The sequence below is a fragment of the Novosphingobium sp. BL-52-GroH genome (assembly GCF_044813085.1).
Classification (GTDB): domain Bacteria; phylum Pseudomonadota; class Alphaproteobacteria; order Sphingomonadales; family Sphingomonadaceae; genus Novosphingobium.
In genome coordinates, this window is record NZ_CP171152.1 from 3,095,161 (window position 1) to 3,112,446 (window position 17,286).

The 17,286-nt window shown below is 68.6% G+C and carries 15 protein-coding genes; 13 read left to right on the forward strand and 2 right to left on the reverse strand.

Annotation, left to right across the window (positions count from 1 at the left end):
• The first annotated feature begins 1 nt into the window (after window position 1).
• The 13 genes from ACFFDA_RS27555 to ACFFDA_RS27615 all read left to right on the forward strand — a co-directional run bounded on the left by ACFFDA_RS27555 (window position 2) and on the right by ACFFDA_RS27615 (window position 15,116).
• Window positions 2-1,579: a gamma-glutamyltransferase family protein gene (locus ACFFDA_RS27555; protein ID WP_404480433.1), complete on the forward strand. Its 1,578-nt coding sequence runs from the start codon at window positions 2-4 to the stop codon at window positions 1,577-1,579.
• Window positions 1,580-1,742: 163 nt separating this feature from the next.
• Window positions 1,743-2,981, forward strand: a complete 1,239-nt coding sequence (locus ACFFDA_RS27560; protein ID WP_404480434.1) for an allantoate amidohydrolase — start codon at window positions 1,743-1,745, stop codon at window positions 2,979-2,981.
• A 64-nt stretch (window positions 2,982-3,045) separates the two neighbouring features.
• Window positions 3,046-4,233, forward strand: a complete 1,188-nt coding sequence (locus ACFFDA_RS27565; protein WP_404482896.1) for a pyridoxal-phosphate-dependent aminotransferase family protein — start codon at window positions 3,046-3,048, stop codon at window positions 4,231-4,233.
• 34 nt (window positions 4,234-4,267) lie between these two features.
• Complete coding sequence (gene puuE / locus ACFFDA_RS27570) at window positions 4,268-5,158, forward strand: allantoinase PuuE (RefSeq protein WP_404480435.1); 891 nt, start codon at window positions 4,268-4,270, stop codon at window positions 5,156-5,158.
• Complete coding sequence (gene hpxZ, locus ACFFDA_RS27575) at window positions 5,145-5,525, forward strand: oxalurate catabolism protein HpxZ (RefSeq protein WP_404480436.1); 381 nt, start codon at window positions 5,145-5,147, stop codon at window positions 5,523-5,525. The genes puuE and hpxZ overlap by 14 nt, the downstream gene beginning before the upstream one ends.
• Window positions 5,522-5,962, forward strand: coding sequence for a 2-oxo-4-hydroxy-4-carboxy-5-ureidoimidazoline decarboxylase (gene uraD, locus ACFFDA_RS27580; protein ID WP_404480437.1), 441 nt, complete (start codon window positions 5,522-5,524; stop codon window positions 5,960-5,962). Before hpxZ ends, uraD begins: the two co-directional genes overlap by 4 nt.
• A gap of 11 nt (window positions 5,963-5,973) precedes the next feature.
• Window positions 5,974-7,398, forward strand: a complete 1,425-nt coding sequence (locus ACFFDA_RS27585) for an NAD(P)-binding domain-containing protein (protein ID WP_404482897.1) — start codon at window positions 5,974-5,976, stop codon at window positions 7,396-7,398.
• Complete coding sequence (gene uraH, locus ACFFDA_RS27590) at window positions 7,395-7,727, forward strand: hydroxyisourate hydrolase (RefSeq protein WP_404480438.1); 333 nt, start codon at window positions 7,395-7,397, stop codon at window positions 7,725-7,727. Before ACFFDA_RS27585 ends, uraH begins: the two co-directional genes overlap by 4 nt.
• Window positions 7,728-9,143, forward strand: coding sequence for a xanthine dehydrogenase small subunit (gene xdhA, locus ACFFDA_RS27595; protein ID WP_404480439.1), 1,416 nt, complete (start codon window positions 7,728-7,730; stop codon window positions 9,141-9,143). It abuts the gene before it with no gap.
• 255 nt (window positions 9,144-9,398) lie between these two features.
• Window positions 9,399-11,726 carry a xanthine dehydrogenase molybdopterin binding subunit gene (xdhB, locus tag ACFFDA_RS27600; protein WP_404480440.1) on the forward strand — a complete coding sequence of 776 codons (2,328 nt, stop codon included), beginning with the start codon at window positions 9,399-9,401 and terminating at the stop codon, window positions 11,724-11,726.
• Entirely contained in the window at window positions 11,723-12,646 is a 924-nt protein-coding gene (gene xdhC, locus ACFFDA_RS27605) for a xanthine dehydrogenase accessory protein XdhC (protein ID WP_404480441.1), read from the forward strand. The genes xdhB and xdhC overlap by 4 nt, the downstream gene beginning before the upstream one ends.
• Window positions 12,647-12,686: 40 nt before the next feature.
• Complete coding sequence (guaD, locus tag ACFFDA_RS27610; protein WP_404480442.1) at window positions 12,687-13,976, forward strand: guanine deaminase; 1,290 nt, start codon at window positions 12,687-12,689, stop codon at window positions 13,974-13,976.
• A 129-nt stretch (window positions 13,977-14,105) separates the two neighbouring features.
• Entirely contained in the window at window positions 14,106-15,116 is a 1,011-nt protein-coding gene (locus ACFFDA_RS27615) for an adenosine deaminase (protein WP_404480443.1), read from the forward strand.
• 234 nt (window positions 15,117-15,350) lie between these two features.
• On the opposite strand, the gene ACFFDA_RS27620 is transcribed toward ACFFDA_RS27615, so the two are convergent.
• Window positions 15,351-15,839, reverse strand: a complete 489-nt coding sequence (locus ACFFDA_RS27620) for a septal ring lytic transglycosylase RlpA family protein (RefSeq protein ID WP_404480444.1) — start codon at window positions 15,837-15,839, stop codon at window positions 15,351-15,353.
• 132 nt (window positions 15,840-15,971) lie between these two features.
• Window positions 15,972-17,189 carry an argininosuccinate synthase gene (locus tag ACFFDA_RS27625; protein ID WP_404480445.1) on the reverse strand — a complete coding sequence of 406 codons (1,218 nt, stop codon included), beginning with the start codon at window positions 17,187-17,189 and terminating at the stop codon, window positions 15,972-15,974.
• Window positions 17,190-17,286: the final 97 nt, after the last annotated feature.

Below are 17,286 nucleotides of genomic sequence, written 5' to 3' on the forward strand. Positions count from 1 at the left end.
CATGAAGACCGTCACCGCCGCAAACGGCATCGTCACCGCACCGCACTTCCTCGCAGCCCAGGCCGGTCGCGACGTGCTGGCCGATGGCGGCAATGCCATCGAGGCCTGCGTCGCGGTCGCCGCCACGCTCGCGGTCGTCTACCCGCACATGACCGGGATCGGCGGCGACGGGTTCTGGGTGATCCGCGAGCCCGATGGCCGCGTTCACTCGATCCATGGAGTGGGCGGTGCTGCGGCCAAGGCGGACCTGTCGCTTTATACCGGCCTCGCGGCGGTGCCGACGCGCGGGCCGCTGGCGGCGAACACCGTGGCGGGGACGATCTCGGGCTGGGGGGCGGCGCTGGCCGGCGAGAGCTGCACCCTGCCGCTCGAACGTCTGCTGCGCGATGCGATCACCCATGCCGAGATGGGCGTCTCGGTGACGGCGGGCGGCGCCGCCATCGCCGCGACCAAGGGCGCCGAACTGCGCGGCCAGCCGGGCGCCTGGGCGCAAGTCTTCGAGCCCGAAGGCAAGCCGCTCGAAGAAGGCGAGGTGCTGCTTCAGCCGCTGCTGGCGGCGACCTTGCGCAAGCTGGTCGCCAACGGCCTCGATGACTACTATCGGGGCGAACTGGCAGCATCGATCGCGCAGGACCTCGCCGCGCTGGGCAGCCCGGTGTCGCTGGCCGACCTCGAAGCCCACGCCGCGACCCGGCCCGACCCGCTGCACACCGTCATCGCCGGCGCTACGCTCTACAATGCCACGCCGCCGACGCAGGGCTTCGCCGCGCTGATGATCCTGGCATTGTTCGACCGCCTCGCCGCCGACGTGCCCGACGGTTTCGACCATGTCCACGGCCTGGTCGAGGCGACCAAACAGGCGTTCCTGCTGCGCGACGTCCATGTCGGCGATCCGGCCTATACGGACTTCGATTTCCAGGGCCTGCTCTCCGACCCCGCCGGGCTCGACGACCTCGCAGAGCGGATCGACCCGGCGAAGGCGCTGCCCTGGCCGCAGCCCTCGCAATGGGGCGATACCTGCTGGTTCGGCGCCGCCGACAGCGAGGGCCGGGTGGTGAGCTGCATCCAGTCGACCTACTTCGAGTTCGGCTCGGGTCTCGTGCTGCCACAGACCGGGATCACCTGGCAGAACCGCGGTAGCTCGTTCCGCCTCGCCCAAACCGGCTGGAACGCGCTTCTGCCCGGACGCAAGCCGTTCCACACGCTCAACCCCGCGCTGGCGGTGTTCGACGACGGGCGCGTCATGGCCTACGGCACCATGGGCGGCGAGGGGCAGCCGCAGACGCAGGCCGCGCTGTTCAGCCGTTACGCCCGCTTCGGGGTGGACCTGCAGGATGCGATAAGCGCCCCGCGTTGGCTGCTGGGTCGCACCTGGGGCGATCAGTCGACGACGCTCAAGCTGGAAGATGGCTTTGACGAGACGCTTTACACGCAACTGGCCGAGGCTGGGCACGACGTCGAGCGTGTCGGGCCGCTGACGGCGACGATGGGGCATGCCGGCGCCGTGGTGCGGATGGTGGACGGGTCTTTCGAAGGGGCGACCGATCCGCGCAGCGATGGCGGGGTTTCGCCGTGGTGAGCGTTCACGCGCAGGCGCGGAGCGGGTGCTCTCGTGGCCAAGCCACTTTATCGCCTCGACGTTGCGGATCGCGCGACCAAGGGCGGCGGGCAAAGCCTGCGGCGCTGCGGAACTCCTTCGCGTCTTCGCGCCTTCGCGTGAACTTCGCTCCCGGGAAAGCCACATGAGCGCGCACGACCTCCCCGGCGGTGCCCGCGCGGTCGCGCGTTGCGATGCATTGCGGGTCGCGCCTTATAGCGACATCGAGGGCGGGCTGTTCCGCGCCTATCTGACGCCCGCCTATACCGCTGCACAAGGCGCGTTGACCGGCTGGATGGAAGCGGCCGGGATGTGCGTGCGCCGTGATGCCGCCGCCAATCTCGTAGGCCGCTACGAGGGGCTGGAGCCCGATGCGCCTGCGCTGGTGATCGGCAGCCACCTCGATTCCGTGCGCGACGGCGGGCCCTACGACGGACCGCTCGGCATCATGCTCGGCATCGAGGCGGTTGCCGCGCTGGAAGGCCGCCGCCTGCCGTTCGCGATCGAAATCTACGCGTTCGGTGACGAGGAAGGCTCGCGCTTTCCCGCCGCGATGCTCACCAGCCGCGCGGTCGCCGGCACTCTGGACGCCTCCGCGCTCGACGTGGCCGACGCCCAGGGCGTCACGCTGGCGCAGGCGCTGCCCACGGTTGCGGACTATCTCACCGCGCGGCGCGATCCCGCCGCCACGCTCGCCTACCTCGAAGCGCATATCGAGCAGGGCCCCGTGCTCGAAGCCGACGGCCTCGCGGTCGGCACCGTTACCGGGATCGCCGCGCAGTTGCGCTATGCCGTCACCGTCAAGGGCATGGCCGGCCACGCCGGCACCACGACGATGCGCCTGCGTCGCGATCCGCTCGCCGGGGCGGCGGCGATGCTGCTGGCGGTGGAACAGCTCGCGCGGGGGGACAATTCCGACGTCGTCGCCACCGTCGGTACGATCGAGGCACTGCCCGGGGCGCCAAACGTCATTCCCGGCGAAGTGCGCTTCACCATCGACGTGCGTTCGGGCGCGGAAACCCGGCGCAATTCTGTGGCCGAGGCGATCCTCGACCGGATCGCCGAAATCGCCGAGGCCCGCGACCTCGATTTGGCCGTCGCACTGGTCCACGACCTTGCCGCCAGTCCCTGCGATCCTGCGCTGATGGACCTCATGGACGCCGCGCTCGCCGCTGCCGGCCAGCCGGTGCGCCGGCTCGTCTCGGGCGCGGGGCACGATGCCATGGTGATGGCCGCGCTGTGCCCCACCGCCATGCTGTTCATCCGCTGCCGCGAGGGCATCAGTCACAACCCCGCCGAACATGTCGAACCTGCCGACGCCGAGATCGCGCTCAAGGTCATGCTCGGCTTCATCGAACGCCTTGGAGATACCCGTGCCGCCTGAACTGGACCCCCTAGCCCTGAATCAGGCCCTCTTCGGAGAGATCGACCCGCCCCAGCGCCTGCTGATGGGACCCGGCCCGATCAACGCCCACCCGCGCGTGCTGCGCGCGATGAGCGCCGACCTGCTCGGCCAGTTCGACCCAGAGATGACCGGGTTCATGAACCAGGTCATGGCGCTCTACCGGCCGATCTTCGGCACGCAGAACCAGTGGACGATGCTGGTGGACGGCACCGCGCGCGCGGGAATCGAGGCGGCTCTGGTCAGCCTCGTGGCGCCCGGCGACGTGGTGCTGGTGGTCAACTTCGGCCGCTTCGGGCTGCTTTTGACCGAAATCCTCCAGCGCATTGGCGCAGTGATCGAGACGGTCGAGGCGCCGTGGGGCGAAGTCGTGCCGCTCGAACGGATCGAGGCGGCGATCGCCCGGGCCCATCCCAAGGTCGTCGCCACCATCCACGGCGATACCTCGACGACGATGGCCCAGCCGCTCGAAGGCTTCGGCGACCTGTGCCGGGCGGCCGGCGCGCTGTCCTACGTCGACGCGACCGCCACCATCGGCGGCATGGAGCTGGCCGCCGATCGCTGGGGCGTCGACGTGGTCACCGGCGGCCTGCAGAAGTGCCTGGGCGGTCCGTCCGGCTCGGCCCCCATCACGATTTCGGACAAGGCCGCCACGCATATCGGCAAGCGCCGCCACGTCGAGCAGGGCATCCGCGTTGCCGGGACCGTCGACGGGGCGGGGCCGCGGATCGGTTCCAACTACTTCGACCTCGCGATGATCATGGACTACTGGTCCGAAAAGCGCCTCAATCACCATACCGAGGCGACCAGCATGCTTTACGCCGCGCGGGAATGCGCGCGCATCGTGCTGGGCGAGGGGCTGGAGGCGCGCTACGCCCGCCATGCCGCCGCCGGTGCCGCGATGACCGCCGGCCTGCGCGCCATGGGCCTCACCGTCTTCGGCGACGACCGCTATCGCATGACCAACGTGACGGGGGTGTTCATCCCCGACGGCGTCGATGGCGAAGCGGTGCGCAAGGCCATGCGCGAACTGTTCGAGATCGAGATCGGCACGGCTTTCGGTCCCTTGCAGGGCAAGGTCTGGCGGCTGGGCGCGATGGGATACAACGCGATGAAGCACAAGGTCCTGCTGACCCTCGCGGCGCTCGAAGCATGCCTGCGGCTGGAGGGCTTCGCGCTGCCGCTGGGCGCGGCGGTACCAGCGGCGATCGAGGCGTGGGAGGGAGGATCATGACCGCGCGAATGCTTCTTGGAACGGGGAGGGGGCGGTGATGCGTGACCTCGTCGGCTACGGGCAGACCCCGCCCGATCCGCGCTGGCCGGACGGCGCCCGCGTGGCGGTGCAGTTCGTCGTCAACTACGAGGAGGGTGCCGAGAACTCGGTCCTCAACGGCGACAAGGGTTCCGAGGCGTTCCTTTCCGAGATGGTCGGTGCGGGCAGCCATCCCGACCGGGCGATGGCGATGGAAAGCCTCTACGAATACGGCAGTCGCGCCGGCTTCTGGCGACTCCATCGCCTGTTTGCCGAACGCGATATGCCGGTCACCGTGTTCGGCGTGGCGACGGCGATGGAGATGAACCCGCAAGCCGTGGACGCCATGCTCGCAGCCGGGTGGGAAATCGCCAGCCACGGCTACCGCTGGATCGACTACCAGTACGTCGCGGAGGACATCGAGCGCGACCACATCGCCAAGGCCGTCGCCCTGCACGAAAAGCTCACCGGCCAGCGCCCGCTTGGCTGGTATCAGGGCCGCACCTCCCCCAACACCGCGCGGTTGGTGGCCGAGGAGGGCGGCTTCGCCTACGACGCCGACAGCTACGCCGACGACCTGCCCTACTGGGACACGCGTTACGGCAAGCCGCAGCTCATCGTGCCTTACACCCTCGACGTCAACGACATGAAGATCGTCGCGCTCAACGGCTTCACCGAGGGCGAGCAGTTCTTTCGCCACATGCGCGACACCTTCGACCAGTTGCGCGAGGAGGGCGGGCGGATGATGTCGATCGGCCTCCACGCCCGCATCGCCGGCAAGCCCGGCCGCGCGCGCTGGCTTGCGCGCTTCCTGGACCATGTGATCGAGAGTGGCGACGCCTGGGTTGCCCGCCGCATCGACATCGCGCGGCACTGGCAGGAGGTACATCCTTATGCGGATCAATGACCCGGTCCTGCTCGCGCAAGTGACCCATGCCTTCCACTCCTACGAGCTGGCACTGATGGCCGACGACGTGGCGGCGATGGATGCGCTGTTCCACGATGCGGAGACCACCAACCGGTACGGCGTGGGCGAGGTGCTCTACGGAATCGAAGAAATCCGGGCGTTTCGCAAGGGCCGCGGCGGCTCTCCGCAACGCAGGCTCGGGCGCGTTGCGATCACCGTCTACGGCGACAGCTTCGCCACCGCCGACGCCGAATTTGTCCGCGAGGGCTCCGAGCTGCGCGGCCGCCAGACGCAATCCTGGGTGAAATTCGGGGATGGCTGGAAAGTCGTCTCCGCCCACGTCAGCCTTGAGGGAACGACTTCGTGACCGCCCTGTTCGAACACAGCCCCTGGATCGAGGAGCGTGCCGACGCGCTGCCCTCCAGCGGAGACCGCCATGCCGACCTGATGGCGGTGCTCCACGCCGCCACCGCTGAGGAACAGCTCGCCCTGATCCGCGCCCACCCCGAACTCGCCGGAAAGGCGGCGATCGACAGGACGCTGACCGATGCCAGCGCCGCCGAACAGGCCAGCGCCGGTCTCGACCGCCTGAGCCAGGCCGAGTTCGACCGGTTCCACACCCTGAACGCCGCCTATCGTGCGCGTTTCGACTTCCCCTTCATCATCTGCGTGCGCCTGACCGACAAGGCTGGTATCCTCGCCGCGATGGAACGACGCCTCGGCAACGAGCGCGAGGCGGAAATCGCGACGGCGCTGGAGCAGATCGGCGAGATCGTGCGCCTGCGCCTGGAAGACGCGAAATGAGCGGACCGGAAATGAGCGACGTGATCGGCCTTCCCGCCCTGGAGGCACGGCTTGCCCGCGACCTCGACCTCATCGGCTTCTACCGCCCCGAATGGGTGCGGCCGCGCTCTCACGAGGGCGAGACGGTGCTCGACGTCGCGGTGATCGGCGGAGGCCAGTGCGGGCTTTCCGCCGCCTTCGGCCTGCGCCGCGAGGGTATTTCCAACGTCGTGGTCTTCGACGAGAACGAGGCCGGCTACGAAGGGCCCTGGGAAACCTATGCGCGCATGGTCACGCTGCGCACACCCAAGCACCTCAACCCGATCGACTTCGGCGTCCCCTCGCTGACCTACCGCGCGTGGTGGGAAGCGCAGCACGGGGCGGCGGGTTGGGACGCGGTCGACAAGATCGCGCGGGGCGACTGGATGGCGTACTTGCGCTGGTATCGCCGGGTGCTGGACCTACCGATCGAGAACGGCACGAAGCTCACCCGCATCGAGCCGTTGCCCGCGCTTGGCCTCCACCGCCTGCACTTCGAGGGCCGGGCCCCGGAACTCGCGCGCAAGGTGGTGCTGGCGACGGGTATCCAGGGCGGGGGAGAATGGCACACCCCGGCGATGGTGCGCGACAATTTGCCCAAGCACTTGTGGGCGCACACCAGCGAACCGATCGATTTCACCAAACTTCACGGCAAGCGCATCGGCGTTTTGGGCGGCGGCGCCTCGGCGTTCGACAATGCCAACTATGCGCTTACGCAAGGCGTCGCGGCGGCGGAAGTGTTCATGCGCCGCAAGGAGCTGCCGCGCGTCAATCCGATCCGCTTCATGGAGCGCGTCGGTTTCACCGCCCGCTACCCCGCGCTCGACGATACCACCAAGTACGCGGCGATGGATGCCTTTCTCGGCCATAACCAGCCGCCCACCAACGATACGTTCGAGCGGGCGGCGGCATGGCCCGGCTTCGCGCTGCACCTGGGTGCCCCCTGGCTCGACGTCGCGGAACATGAAGGCATCGTGCGCGTCACCAGCCCGCACGGTCATCACGATTACGATTTCGTGGTGATCTCCACCGGTCTGCTGAGCGATCCCGGCCTGCGACCGGAGCTGTGCGACGTCGCCGACCAGATCGCCCGCTGGGGCGAACGCGTGACGCCTGCAGGCAAGCGCAATGCCCTGATCGACGCGCATCCCTACCTCGGCGACGCCTTCGAGTTCCTCCCCCGTGAAGGCATCGAAGGCACCGGCCTGCACGGGCTTTTCGCCTTCAACTATTCCGCGCTGGTCAGCCTCGGGTTGTCCGCTTCGGCGCTGTCGGGGCTGCACAATGCCCTGCCGCGCCTCGTCAAGGGAGTCGCCGACCAGTTGTTCCTCGACGACCGCGCGGCGCTGGTCGCGGACTTTCTGGCTTACGACGAGCACGAATTCCTCGGACAATGGCCGAGGGAGGCCGTGGCATGAGCACGCTGTCCACCCACGTCCTCGACACCACTCACGGCTGCCCTGCCGCCGGCGTCGCGGTAGTGCTCGAAACCGGCGGCGGCACCGTGCTGTTTACCGGCGACACCAATGCCGACGGCCGCTGCCCCGGCGTGCCCCAGTTGCCCACCGGCACCTACCGCCTGACCTTCAGCGTCGCCGCCTACTTCCGCGGGCGGGGCGTGGACCTGCCCGAGCCGCCGTTCCTCGACCGCGTCGCGATCGACTTCGGCGTGGCGGACCCCGCCGCCCACTACCATGTGCCGCTGCTGGTCTCGCCGTTCGGCTATTCGACATACCGGGGGAGCTGAATGGGCGTTCGTTTCCTTCTCGACGGCGCGCTTGTGGACCTGGGCGATGTCGACCCTACCGCCACGCTGCTCGACCACTTGCGCTACACGATGCGGCGCACGGGAACCAAGGAAGGCTGCGCCGAGGGCGACTGCGGTGCCTGCACCGTGCTCGTCGGCTCGCTGGAGGGTGAGGACGTGGCCTGGCGCGCGGTGAACTCGTGCATCCAGTTCCTGCCGATGGTCGACGGCAAGGCGCTGATGACGGTCGAGAGCCTCAAGACCGCCGATGGTGCGCTATGCCCCTTGCAGCAGACGATGGCGGCCAACGGCAGCTCACAATGCGGGTTCTGCACGCCGGGCTTCGTCATGTCGCTCCACGGCCGGACCATCGGTGCCAGGGGCTGCGAACTGCCCGTCGCGGACGTGATCGCCGGCAACTTGTGCCGCTGCACCGGCTATGGCCCGATCCTCGAAGCGGGCGGGAAGGCCGACGCCCACCCCTGCGCCGATGCCGCGCTGGTCGAAGGCCTCAAGGCGCTTGCGGGCTCGGCCCGAGGGGAATGGCACGGCCGCCGCTGGTTCGCGCCGCGCTCGGGTGACGAACTTACCGCGCTGCTGGCCGAGCACCCTGCGGCGCGCCTCGTCGCCGGGGCCACCGACGTCGGGCTGTGGGTGACCAAGGGCCTGCGTGACCTCGATACCGTGATCTTCCTCGCCGACGTCGCCGACCTCGCCGCGATCGACGAGACCGACGAAGCCCTGACCCTGGGTGCCGCCGTGCGCTATGCCGACGCCCATGCGGCGATGGCTCGGCTGCACCCGGATCTCGGCGAACTGGTGCGCCGCATCGGTGGGTTGCAGGTCCGCAACGCCGGCACCGTGGGGGGCAACATCGCCAACGGCTCGCCCATCGGGGACGGGCCACCCGCGCTGATCGCTTTGGGCGCGGAACTGACGCTGCGCAGCGCGGAAGGGCGCCGCACGATGCCGCTGGAGAATTACTTCCTCGCTTACGGCAAGCAGGACCGCCGGCCGGGCGAGTTCGTGGAATCGGTGCGCATCCCGCGTCCGGGGCCGGATACGGTAATCCATATCGCCAAGCTTTCACGCCGGTTCGATAGCGATATCTCGGCGGTCTGCGGGGCCTTCGCACTGACGGTACGGGACGGCATCATCACCTCCGCGCGCGTGGCTTTCGGCGGCATGGCGGCAACGCCCAAGCGGGCGCGGGCCTGCGAGGCGGCGCTGGTCGGGCAGCCTTTCGCGCAGGCGACCCTTGCGGTTGCGGGCGGGGCGCTCAAGTCGGACTTCGATCCGCTCACCGACGTGCGCGGTTCCTCCGCCTACCGCGTCGAGATCGCCGCCAACCTCCTGCACCGCCTCTGGCTGCGCGAGCAGGGCACGGCGATCTCCGTGCTGGAGGTCGAGGCATGATGGGCCGGTTCCACGATCTTCCGGCATCCTGGGGCAGCCGTCGCGCCTGGATCCCTTTTTCACGCGGAGGCGCGGAGTTCCTAAGGTGCCGCGCTTGCGGCGCAGCCGCTTTACACCTGCAACGCCGCATAGGACGCGGCGGGTCGCAGGAAGCATGGGATACCTTAGCGCCTGCGCGTCTTCGCGTGAGCCCCCCCTTGTCCTCTCTGCGCGTCTCCGCGCCTTCGCGTGGAGCTCCTACCCGAAAGCCCCGAAATGGCTGAACGCGATCCCGCCTGGAAAGTGCTCCCCAAGCCATCCCACCCGCACGACAGCGCCCGCCTCCACGTCAGCGGCGAGGCGCGCTATGCCGATGACCTCGGCGAGCCGGCGGACATGCTCCACCTCGCCTTCGGCCAATCGACCGAGGCGCGTGCCCGCGTTGCATCGATGGACCTTGCCGCCGTGCGCGCCGCGCCGGGCGTCGTCGCGGTGTTCACCGCCGCCGACATCCCGGGCGCCAACGACGTGAGCCCGGTAGCGGGTGACGACCGACTGCTCGCGGATGGCGAAGTGATCTGCCACGGCCAGTCGCTGTTCCTCGTCGCCGCCACCAGCCAGCGCGCGGCGCGCATCGCGGCGCGTTTGGGCAAGGTCGAGTACGAACCGCTCCCCGCCGCTATCACCATCGCGGATGCGCAAGCCGCCGAGGCGCACATCGAACCGGTCCAGCGCATGTCGCGCGGCGATGCCCCGGGCGCGCTCGCAGTCGCCCCGCACCGCCTCGCAGGCGCGTTCGAGATGGGCGGCCAGGATCACTTCTACCTCGAAGGCCAGGTCGCCGTCGCGACCCCGGGGGAGGACGGGCAGATCCATGTCCTCAGTTCCACCCAGCACCCCAGCGAAGTGCAGCACCTGATCGCCCACATGCTCCACCTCTCCTCCGCCGACGTGACGGTGGAGGTCCGGCGCATGGGCGGGGCGTTCGGCGGCAAGGAGACACAGGCCGCGCTGTTCGCCGGGGCCGCTGCGCTCGTCGCCCACCGTACCGGCCGCCCCGCCAAGTTCCGCTGCGACCGCGACGACGACATGGTGATGACGGGCAAGCGCCACGAGTTCGAGGTCCGCTACGACGTCGGATTCGACGATGCAGGCCTGCTCACCGCGTTGTCGCTGCACCTTGCCTCGCGCTGCGGGGCGACGGTGGACCTGTCGCCCGCGATCAACGATCGCGCGATGTTTCATGCCGACAACTGCTATTTCCTGCCCAACGTCGACGTGGTCTCGGAAAGACTCAAGACCAACACCGTCTCGGCCACCGCCTTTCGCGGCTTCGGAGGTCCGCAGGGGATGCTGGCGATCGAACGGGTGATCGACCACGTCGCCGCGCACCTCGGGCTCGACCCGCTCGACGTGCGCGTGGCCAACCTCTACGGGCCCGGCCGCGACACTACGCCTTACGAGATGGTGGTGGCCGACAACATCGCACCGCAGATCATCGCCCGGCTGCGCAACACCGCCCGCTACGACGAGCGTTCCCGTGCGGTGGAGGCGTTCAACGCCGCCAGCCCGGTGCTCAAGAAAGGCATCGCGCTCACTCCGGTGAAGTTCGGCATCAGCTTCACCACCACCCACCTCAACCAGGCGGGCGCTCTGGTGCACGTCTATGCCGACGGGTCGATCCAGGTGAATCATGGCGGCACCGAGATGGGACAGGGGCTCTACGTCAAGGTGGCGCAAGTGGTCGCTGACGTGTTCTGCGTGCCGCTCGACGCGGTGCGCATCACCGCCACCCGCACCGACAAGGTGCCCAACACCTCGGCCACGGCTGCCAGTTCGGGCGCCGATCTCAACGGCATGGCCGCCTACAACGCGGCCACCGCGATCCGCGAACGGCTGGTGGCCTTCCTTGCCCGCACTTACGGCTGCGGCGAGGAGGGGGTGCACTTCACCCCCGCCGGCGTGCTGGTCGGGGCCGAGACGCTGACCTTCGGGCAGGTCGCGCGCAAGGCGCATCTGGGGCGGATATCGCTATCCTCCACCGGCTACTACGCGACGCCGGGGATCGACTACGACCGCACCGTGTTCAAGGGGCGGCCGTTCTACTACTTCGCTTATGGCGCCTCGGTCAGCGAAGTGGTGATCGACACGCTGACCGGCGAAAGCCGGGTGCTGGCGGTGGACATTCTCCACGACGTCGGTCGCTCGCTCAACCCGATGGTCGACAAGGGGCAGATCGAGGGCGGCTTCCTGCAGGGGCAGGGCTGGCTGACCACCGAGGAACTGGTGTTCGATGCCAAAGGTCGCCTGCTCACGCACAGCCCCGCGACCTACAAGATCCCCACCGCCTCCGACCGCGCGAAGCACTTTACCATCGCGCTGTGGGACGGCGAGAACGTGGAGCCGACGATCAACCGCTCCAAGGCGGTGGGCGAGCCACCGTTCATGCTGGCGAACTCTGTGTTCTCGGCGCTGAACCGCGCCATCGCCGCGACAGTGCCGGGCAAGCGCGCAATCCCGCCACTCGATGCGCCGGCGACGCCCGAGAAGATATTGAAGGCCCTTTCAAGCTACCGGGGCATCGGCCACAAGGCCACCCCATGAGCCAGTGGATCGGCTGGCTGCGGCGGCTGGCCAAGGACGTGCCGACCGCGATGGTCTCGGTGCTGGCGAGCGAGGGTTCGGCCCCGCGCGGCGCCGGCACACGCATGCTGGTCACCGCCGGCGGCCAGGAAGGCACAATCGGCGGGGGCCAGCTCGAATATCGCGCGGTCGAGCAGGCGCGCGCGATGCTGGACCATGCGCCGGGGACATGGCGGGTGCAGGACTATCCGCTCGGGCCGCTGCTCGGCCAGTGCTGCGGCGGGCGGGTGCGGCTGCTGGTCGAACGGCTCGATCCCGCCGGGCTCGACTGGCTGCACGATGCCGAACCCGGCCGGATGCTGGCGACCACTTTCGCTGCGGATGCGGTGGTGCGCGAGGTCTTCGAGCGCGAGACGGCCACCCGTCAGTCCGCCCGCGGCGACAAGCCCGAGGCCGGCACGCGCCTCGTCGAGCCGGTGGGTGAGCGGCCGCGCCCGGTCTATCTGTTCGGCGCGGGCCACGTCGGCCAGGCCATCGCCCGGCACATGACCGGACTGCCGCTGCACCTCGCCTGGTTCGACACCCGCCCCGAACAGGGCGCGATCGACGGCGTGACGGTGATGGCCGAGGAGGACATCGCCCATTGCGTGGAAGAAGCCCCCGCCGATGCGGCAGTGCTGATCCTCACCCACGACCATCCGCTGGACTATCACCTGACGTTGGCCGCACTGGCCCGCCCGGAGCCGATGGCGTTCGTCGGCCTGATCGGTTCCTCCACCAAGATCGCCCGCTTCCGGTCGCGGCTGGCGGCCGATGGCATCGGGCCCGAGGCTCTCGCACGCCTCACCGCACCGATCGGGATGGCGGGTGTGACGGGCAAGGAGCCGGACGTGATCGCGATCTCCGTATGCGCCCAACTGCTGACGTTGAGAGGGCAATGATGATGTCGAGAAAACTCCTCCCCGAAACGGGGATGGACTGGTGATCCTGACCTACCGCGCCGAACTCCTCTCCGTCTCCCACGACCCGCGCGATGCGGGGCCTGGCGCCGTGCGTCACGAACCCGACGGCCTGCTCGCGATCGAGGACGGCGTCGTCATCGCCCGCGGCGCCTATGCCGATCTTGCGGGCCAATACCCCGAGGCCGAGCGGCTGCCCGGCCTCGTCGTCCCCGGCTTCATCGACGCCCACGTCCACTACCCGCAGACCGACAGCATCGCCTCCTACGGCGAACAGCTGCTCGACTGGCTCGACAAGCATATCTTTCCCGCCGAGAAGGCCTTCGCCGACAAAGCCCACGCCGACGCCATCGCCGCCTTCTTCCTCGACGAGCTGCTGCAGAACGGCACCACCAGCGCGCTGGTGTTCCCCACCGTCCACGAACAATCGGTCGACGCGCTGTTCGAAGCGGCGCTGGAGCGGCGGATGCGGATCGTCTCGGGCAAAGTGCTGATGGACCTGGGGCCCGATGGCCTGAACGACACCGTCGCCTCCGGCCGCGCCGAAACCGAAGCGCTGATCCGCCGCTGGAAGAGCCGGGGCCGGCTCGGCTACGCGGTGACGCCGCGCTTCGTGCTCGCCTCCAGTGACGCGCAACTGGCCGACGCGGGCGCGCTACTGGCTGAGCATCCCGAGGTGCTGATGCACACCCACCTCGCCGAGAACGTCCACGAGATTGCCGCCGTCGCCGGGCGCTTCCCCGATGCGGCGGATTACCTCGACGCCTACGACCGCTTCGGGCTCGTCACCCCGCGCTCGGTCTTCGCGCATGGCGTGCACTTGCCCGAACGTTCCTGCACGCGCCTGCATCAAAGCGGCGCGGGGATCGCGGTGTGTCCTTCCTCGAACCTGTTCCTGGGATCGGGGCACTTCGACTTCGGGCAGGCGGACCGGCACGGGTTGCGGCTGGGGCTGGGCACCGACGTGGGCGCGGGCACCTCGTTTTCGATGCTGCGCACCGCCGGCCTCGCCTACCAGGCGGCGCTGGCTCGCGAGGACCGGCTCGATCCGTTCCGCGCGCTCTACCTCGCCACCGCCGGGAGCGCCGCGCTCCTGCACATCGGGGATCGCGTCGGTGCGCTGGAAGTGGGGCATGAGGCCGACTTCGTGGTGCTCGACGCTGCCGCCACTCCGCTCCTCGCGCGCCGCACCGCAGGCGCTGACCTGGCGACGCGCCTGTTCGCGCTGCAGATCTTGGGCGACGAGCGCGCCATCGCGCGAACGTACGTGATGGGGCAATGCGCATGGACGCGGCCGTCGTCCCGCATCTGATCCGGGGCCGCTGGCAAGGCCTCGCCCCCCTCGCATTACAACGAGCTACCGCCTCGAGAGCACCCCGCGGTTCCGGCATACGCCGGGACGACGATTGATTTTCGCCCCGTAACCCCGACAATGGACACCATGACCGATCTCGCCCCCTTCATCGCCGGCCTCCCCAAGGCCGAACTCCACCTCCACATCGAGGGCAGCCTCGAACCCGAGCTGATGTTCGAGCTGGCGCAGCGCAACCAGGTCGCCATCCCCTACGCCTCGGTGGAGGAAGTACGGGCGGCTTACGCCTTCTCGAACCTCCAGGACTTCCTCGACATCTACTACGCGGGCGCCGACGTGCTACGCACCCGGGCGGACTTCCACGACCTCGCCATGGCCTATTTCGTGCGGGCGGCGGCAGACGGCGTGATTCATGCCGAGATCATGTTCGATCCCCAGACCCACACCGATCGCGGCATCGCCTTTGCAGACGTGATAGAGGGCCTGCTCTCCGCCATGAGCATGGCCGAGGCGGAACTGGGCCTGACCTCCAGCCTGATCCTCTCTTTCCTGCGCCACTTGTCCGAAGAGGCCGCCTTCGCCACGCTGGAGGCTGCGCAGCCGTGGATCGACCGCATCGCTGCGGTCGGGCTCGACAGTTCGGAAGTCGGCCACCCACCGGAGAAGTTCGCCCGCGTCTTCGCCGCCGCGCGAGCGCAGGGGCTCAAGATCACCGCCCATGCCGGCGAGGAGGGCCCACCCGAATATGTGCACCAGGCGCTCGACCTGCTGCAGACCGACCGCATCGATCACGGCAACCGTGCGCTGGAGGACCCGGCGCTAGTCGCGCGGCTGGCGGCGGAGGGGATGACGCTCACGGTCTGCCCGCTGTCAAACCTCAAGCTCTGCGTGGTGGACGATCTTGTCGACCACCCGCTCGACCGGATGTTGGCGCTGGGCCTCAAGGCGACGGTGAACTCGGACGACCCGGCCTATTTCGGTGGCTACGTGGCAGAGAACTACCGCGCGGTGGCGGAGGCGCGGGGGCTGACGCGTAACGATCTGGTGACGCTGGCGCGCAACAGCTTCACAGGCTCGTTCCTGCCGCCCGAGGCGGTGGCCGCGAACCTTGCAAAGCTCGAAGCCTACGCCGCGATGTGAAGTGCCGGGACCGTCATTCGATTGAACGTCCGTTCGTCATTCCCGTCTGCGCGGGAATGACGATTGCAGCGCGAGCGATAACCGCAGTAGCCCCGATCACTTGCTGTTTTGAGCTATTTGGGAACCGACCTGCGGTTTCCTTGTTATCGAAAGTGAAGGCCGGCGCGGCGCTTCCCCCACCCCCTCCGAGCTGCGCCGGCCGACTTTTCCCAAATCAGCCGATGCGCAACAGGCTCAGTCGCTCAGGACGGCGAGCTGGACTTTACCGCTTCCCTTGCCGAGAATGCCGATCTCTTCGGCGGCGGCGTCGGACAGGTCGATCACACGGTTGCCGTGGAACGGACCACGATCGTTGACGGTGACCACGACCGATTCGCCATTGGCGGGGTTGGTCACCTGAAGCTGAGTGCCGAATGGCAGTGTGCGATGCGCGCAGGTCAGAGCGTCGGGGTCGAAGCGCTGGCCGCTGGCGGTGCGCGCTCCGGCGAGATGGCGGCCGTAGTAGCTGGCCATGCCGCCCGCGATCGGCTCGACGTTCAGTTCCATCGACGGCGCCGCTGCGGGCGTGTCGACCGAAGGAGCGGGAAGCATCGACACGGGAACTTCGGGAGCGACGGCGGCGTTGATGGCGAGAAGCCCGGAATCAGCCTGGACGGGACCTGCGAGGGTGAAGGTCATGGCAACGGCAAGCGCCGCCATCCGGCCGGTTCGACGGTAGTTCAAGCAAGACCCCACTTCGTCATTGACGATGCGGGAGTCCTAGTCGGGTGGGTTCCCGATGGCCACCCACGCAAAAGCGGCCCGTCGCGCTTTGGCAACGGGCCGCCTTGTGCGGTTAAGCTGTTGGAAAGACTCTCAGCGCCCCTGCTGGGCCAGCAGCCGCAAGCGCAAGGCGTTGAGCTTGATGAAGCCCGCCGCGTCCTTCTGATCGTAAGCGCCGGCATCATCCTCGAAAGTGACGTGGCGTTCGGAGTAGAGCGAATCGGGGCTCTTGCGGCCGACCACCGAGACCGAGCCCTTGTAGAGCTTGAGGCGGACGGTGCCGTTGACACGGGCCTGGCTGTGATCGATCGCGGCCTGGAGCATCTCGCGCTCGGGGGCGAACCAGAAGCCGTTGTAGATCAGCTCGGCGTACTTCGGCATCAGCTCGTCCTTGAGGTGCGCGGCACCCCGGTCGAGGGTGATCTGCTCGATCCCGCGGTGGGCGCGGGCGTAGATCTCGCCGCCGGGCGTCTCGTACATGCCGCGCGACTTCATGCCCACGAAGCGGTTTTCGACGAGGTCGAGGCGGCCGATGCCGTGCTTGCGGCCCAGTTCGTTGAGGGCGGTGAGGAGCGTGGCCGGGCTCATCGCCTCGCCGTTGAGGGCGACGCCGTCACCCTTGGCGAAGTCGACGGTGATGTATTCGGGCTGGTCCGGCGCGTCCTCGGGATTGACGGTGCGCGAGTAGACGTAGTCGGGCGTCTCGTCCCAGGGGTTCTCGAGCACCTTGCCCTCTGACGAGGTGTGCAGGAGGTTGGCGTCGGTCGAGAAGGGGCTTTCGCCGCGCTTGTCCTTGGGGACGGGGATCTGGTGCTGCTCTGCCCAGGCGATCAGCGCGGTGCGGCTGGTCAGGTCCCATTCGCGCCAGGGGGCGATGACCTTGATGTTCGGGTCGAGCGCATAAGCCGACAGTTCGAAGCGGACCTGGTCGTTGCCCTTCCCGGTGGCGCCGTGGGCGACCGCGTCGGCGCCGGTCTCGTGGGCGATCTCGATCAGGCGCTTGGAGATCAGCGGGCGGGCGATCGAGGTGCCGAGGAGGTAGTCGCCCTCGTAGCGGGCATTGGCGCGCATCATCGGGAAGACGAAGTCGCGCACGAATTCCTCGCGCAGGTCGTCGATGTAGATGTTTTCGTCGGGCAGGCCCATCAGCTTGGCCTTGGCGCGCGCGGGCTCCAGTTCCTCGCCCTGGCCGAGGTCGGCAGTGAAGGTCACCACCTCGCAGTTGTAGTTCACCTGCAGCCACTTGAGGATGACGCTGGTGTCGAGCCCGCCGGAATAGGCGAGGACGACCTTCTTGATGGTGTCGGACATGGTCAACGGCTCCGCGAGGATGGGCGGTGGATGGTTGGGCGCGCGGCTAGCAGGTGCGCGGGTGGATCGCAATGGTGGAGCCGATCCGTCATGACGG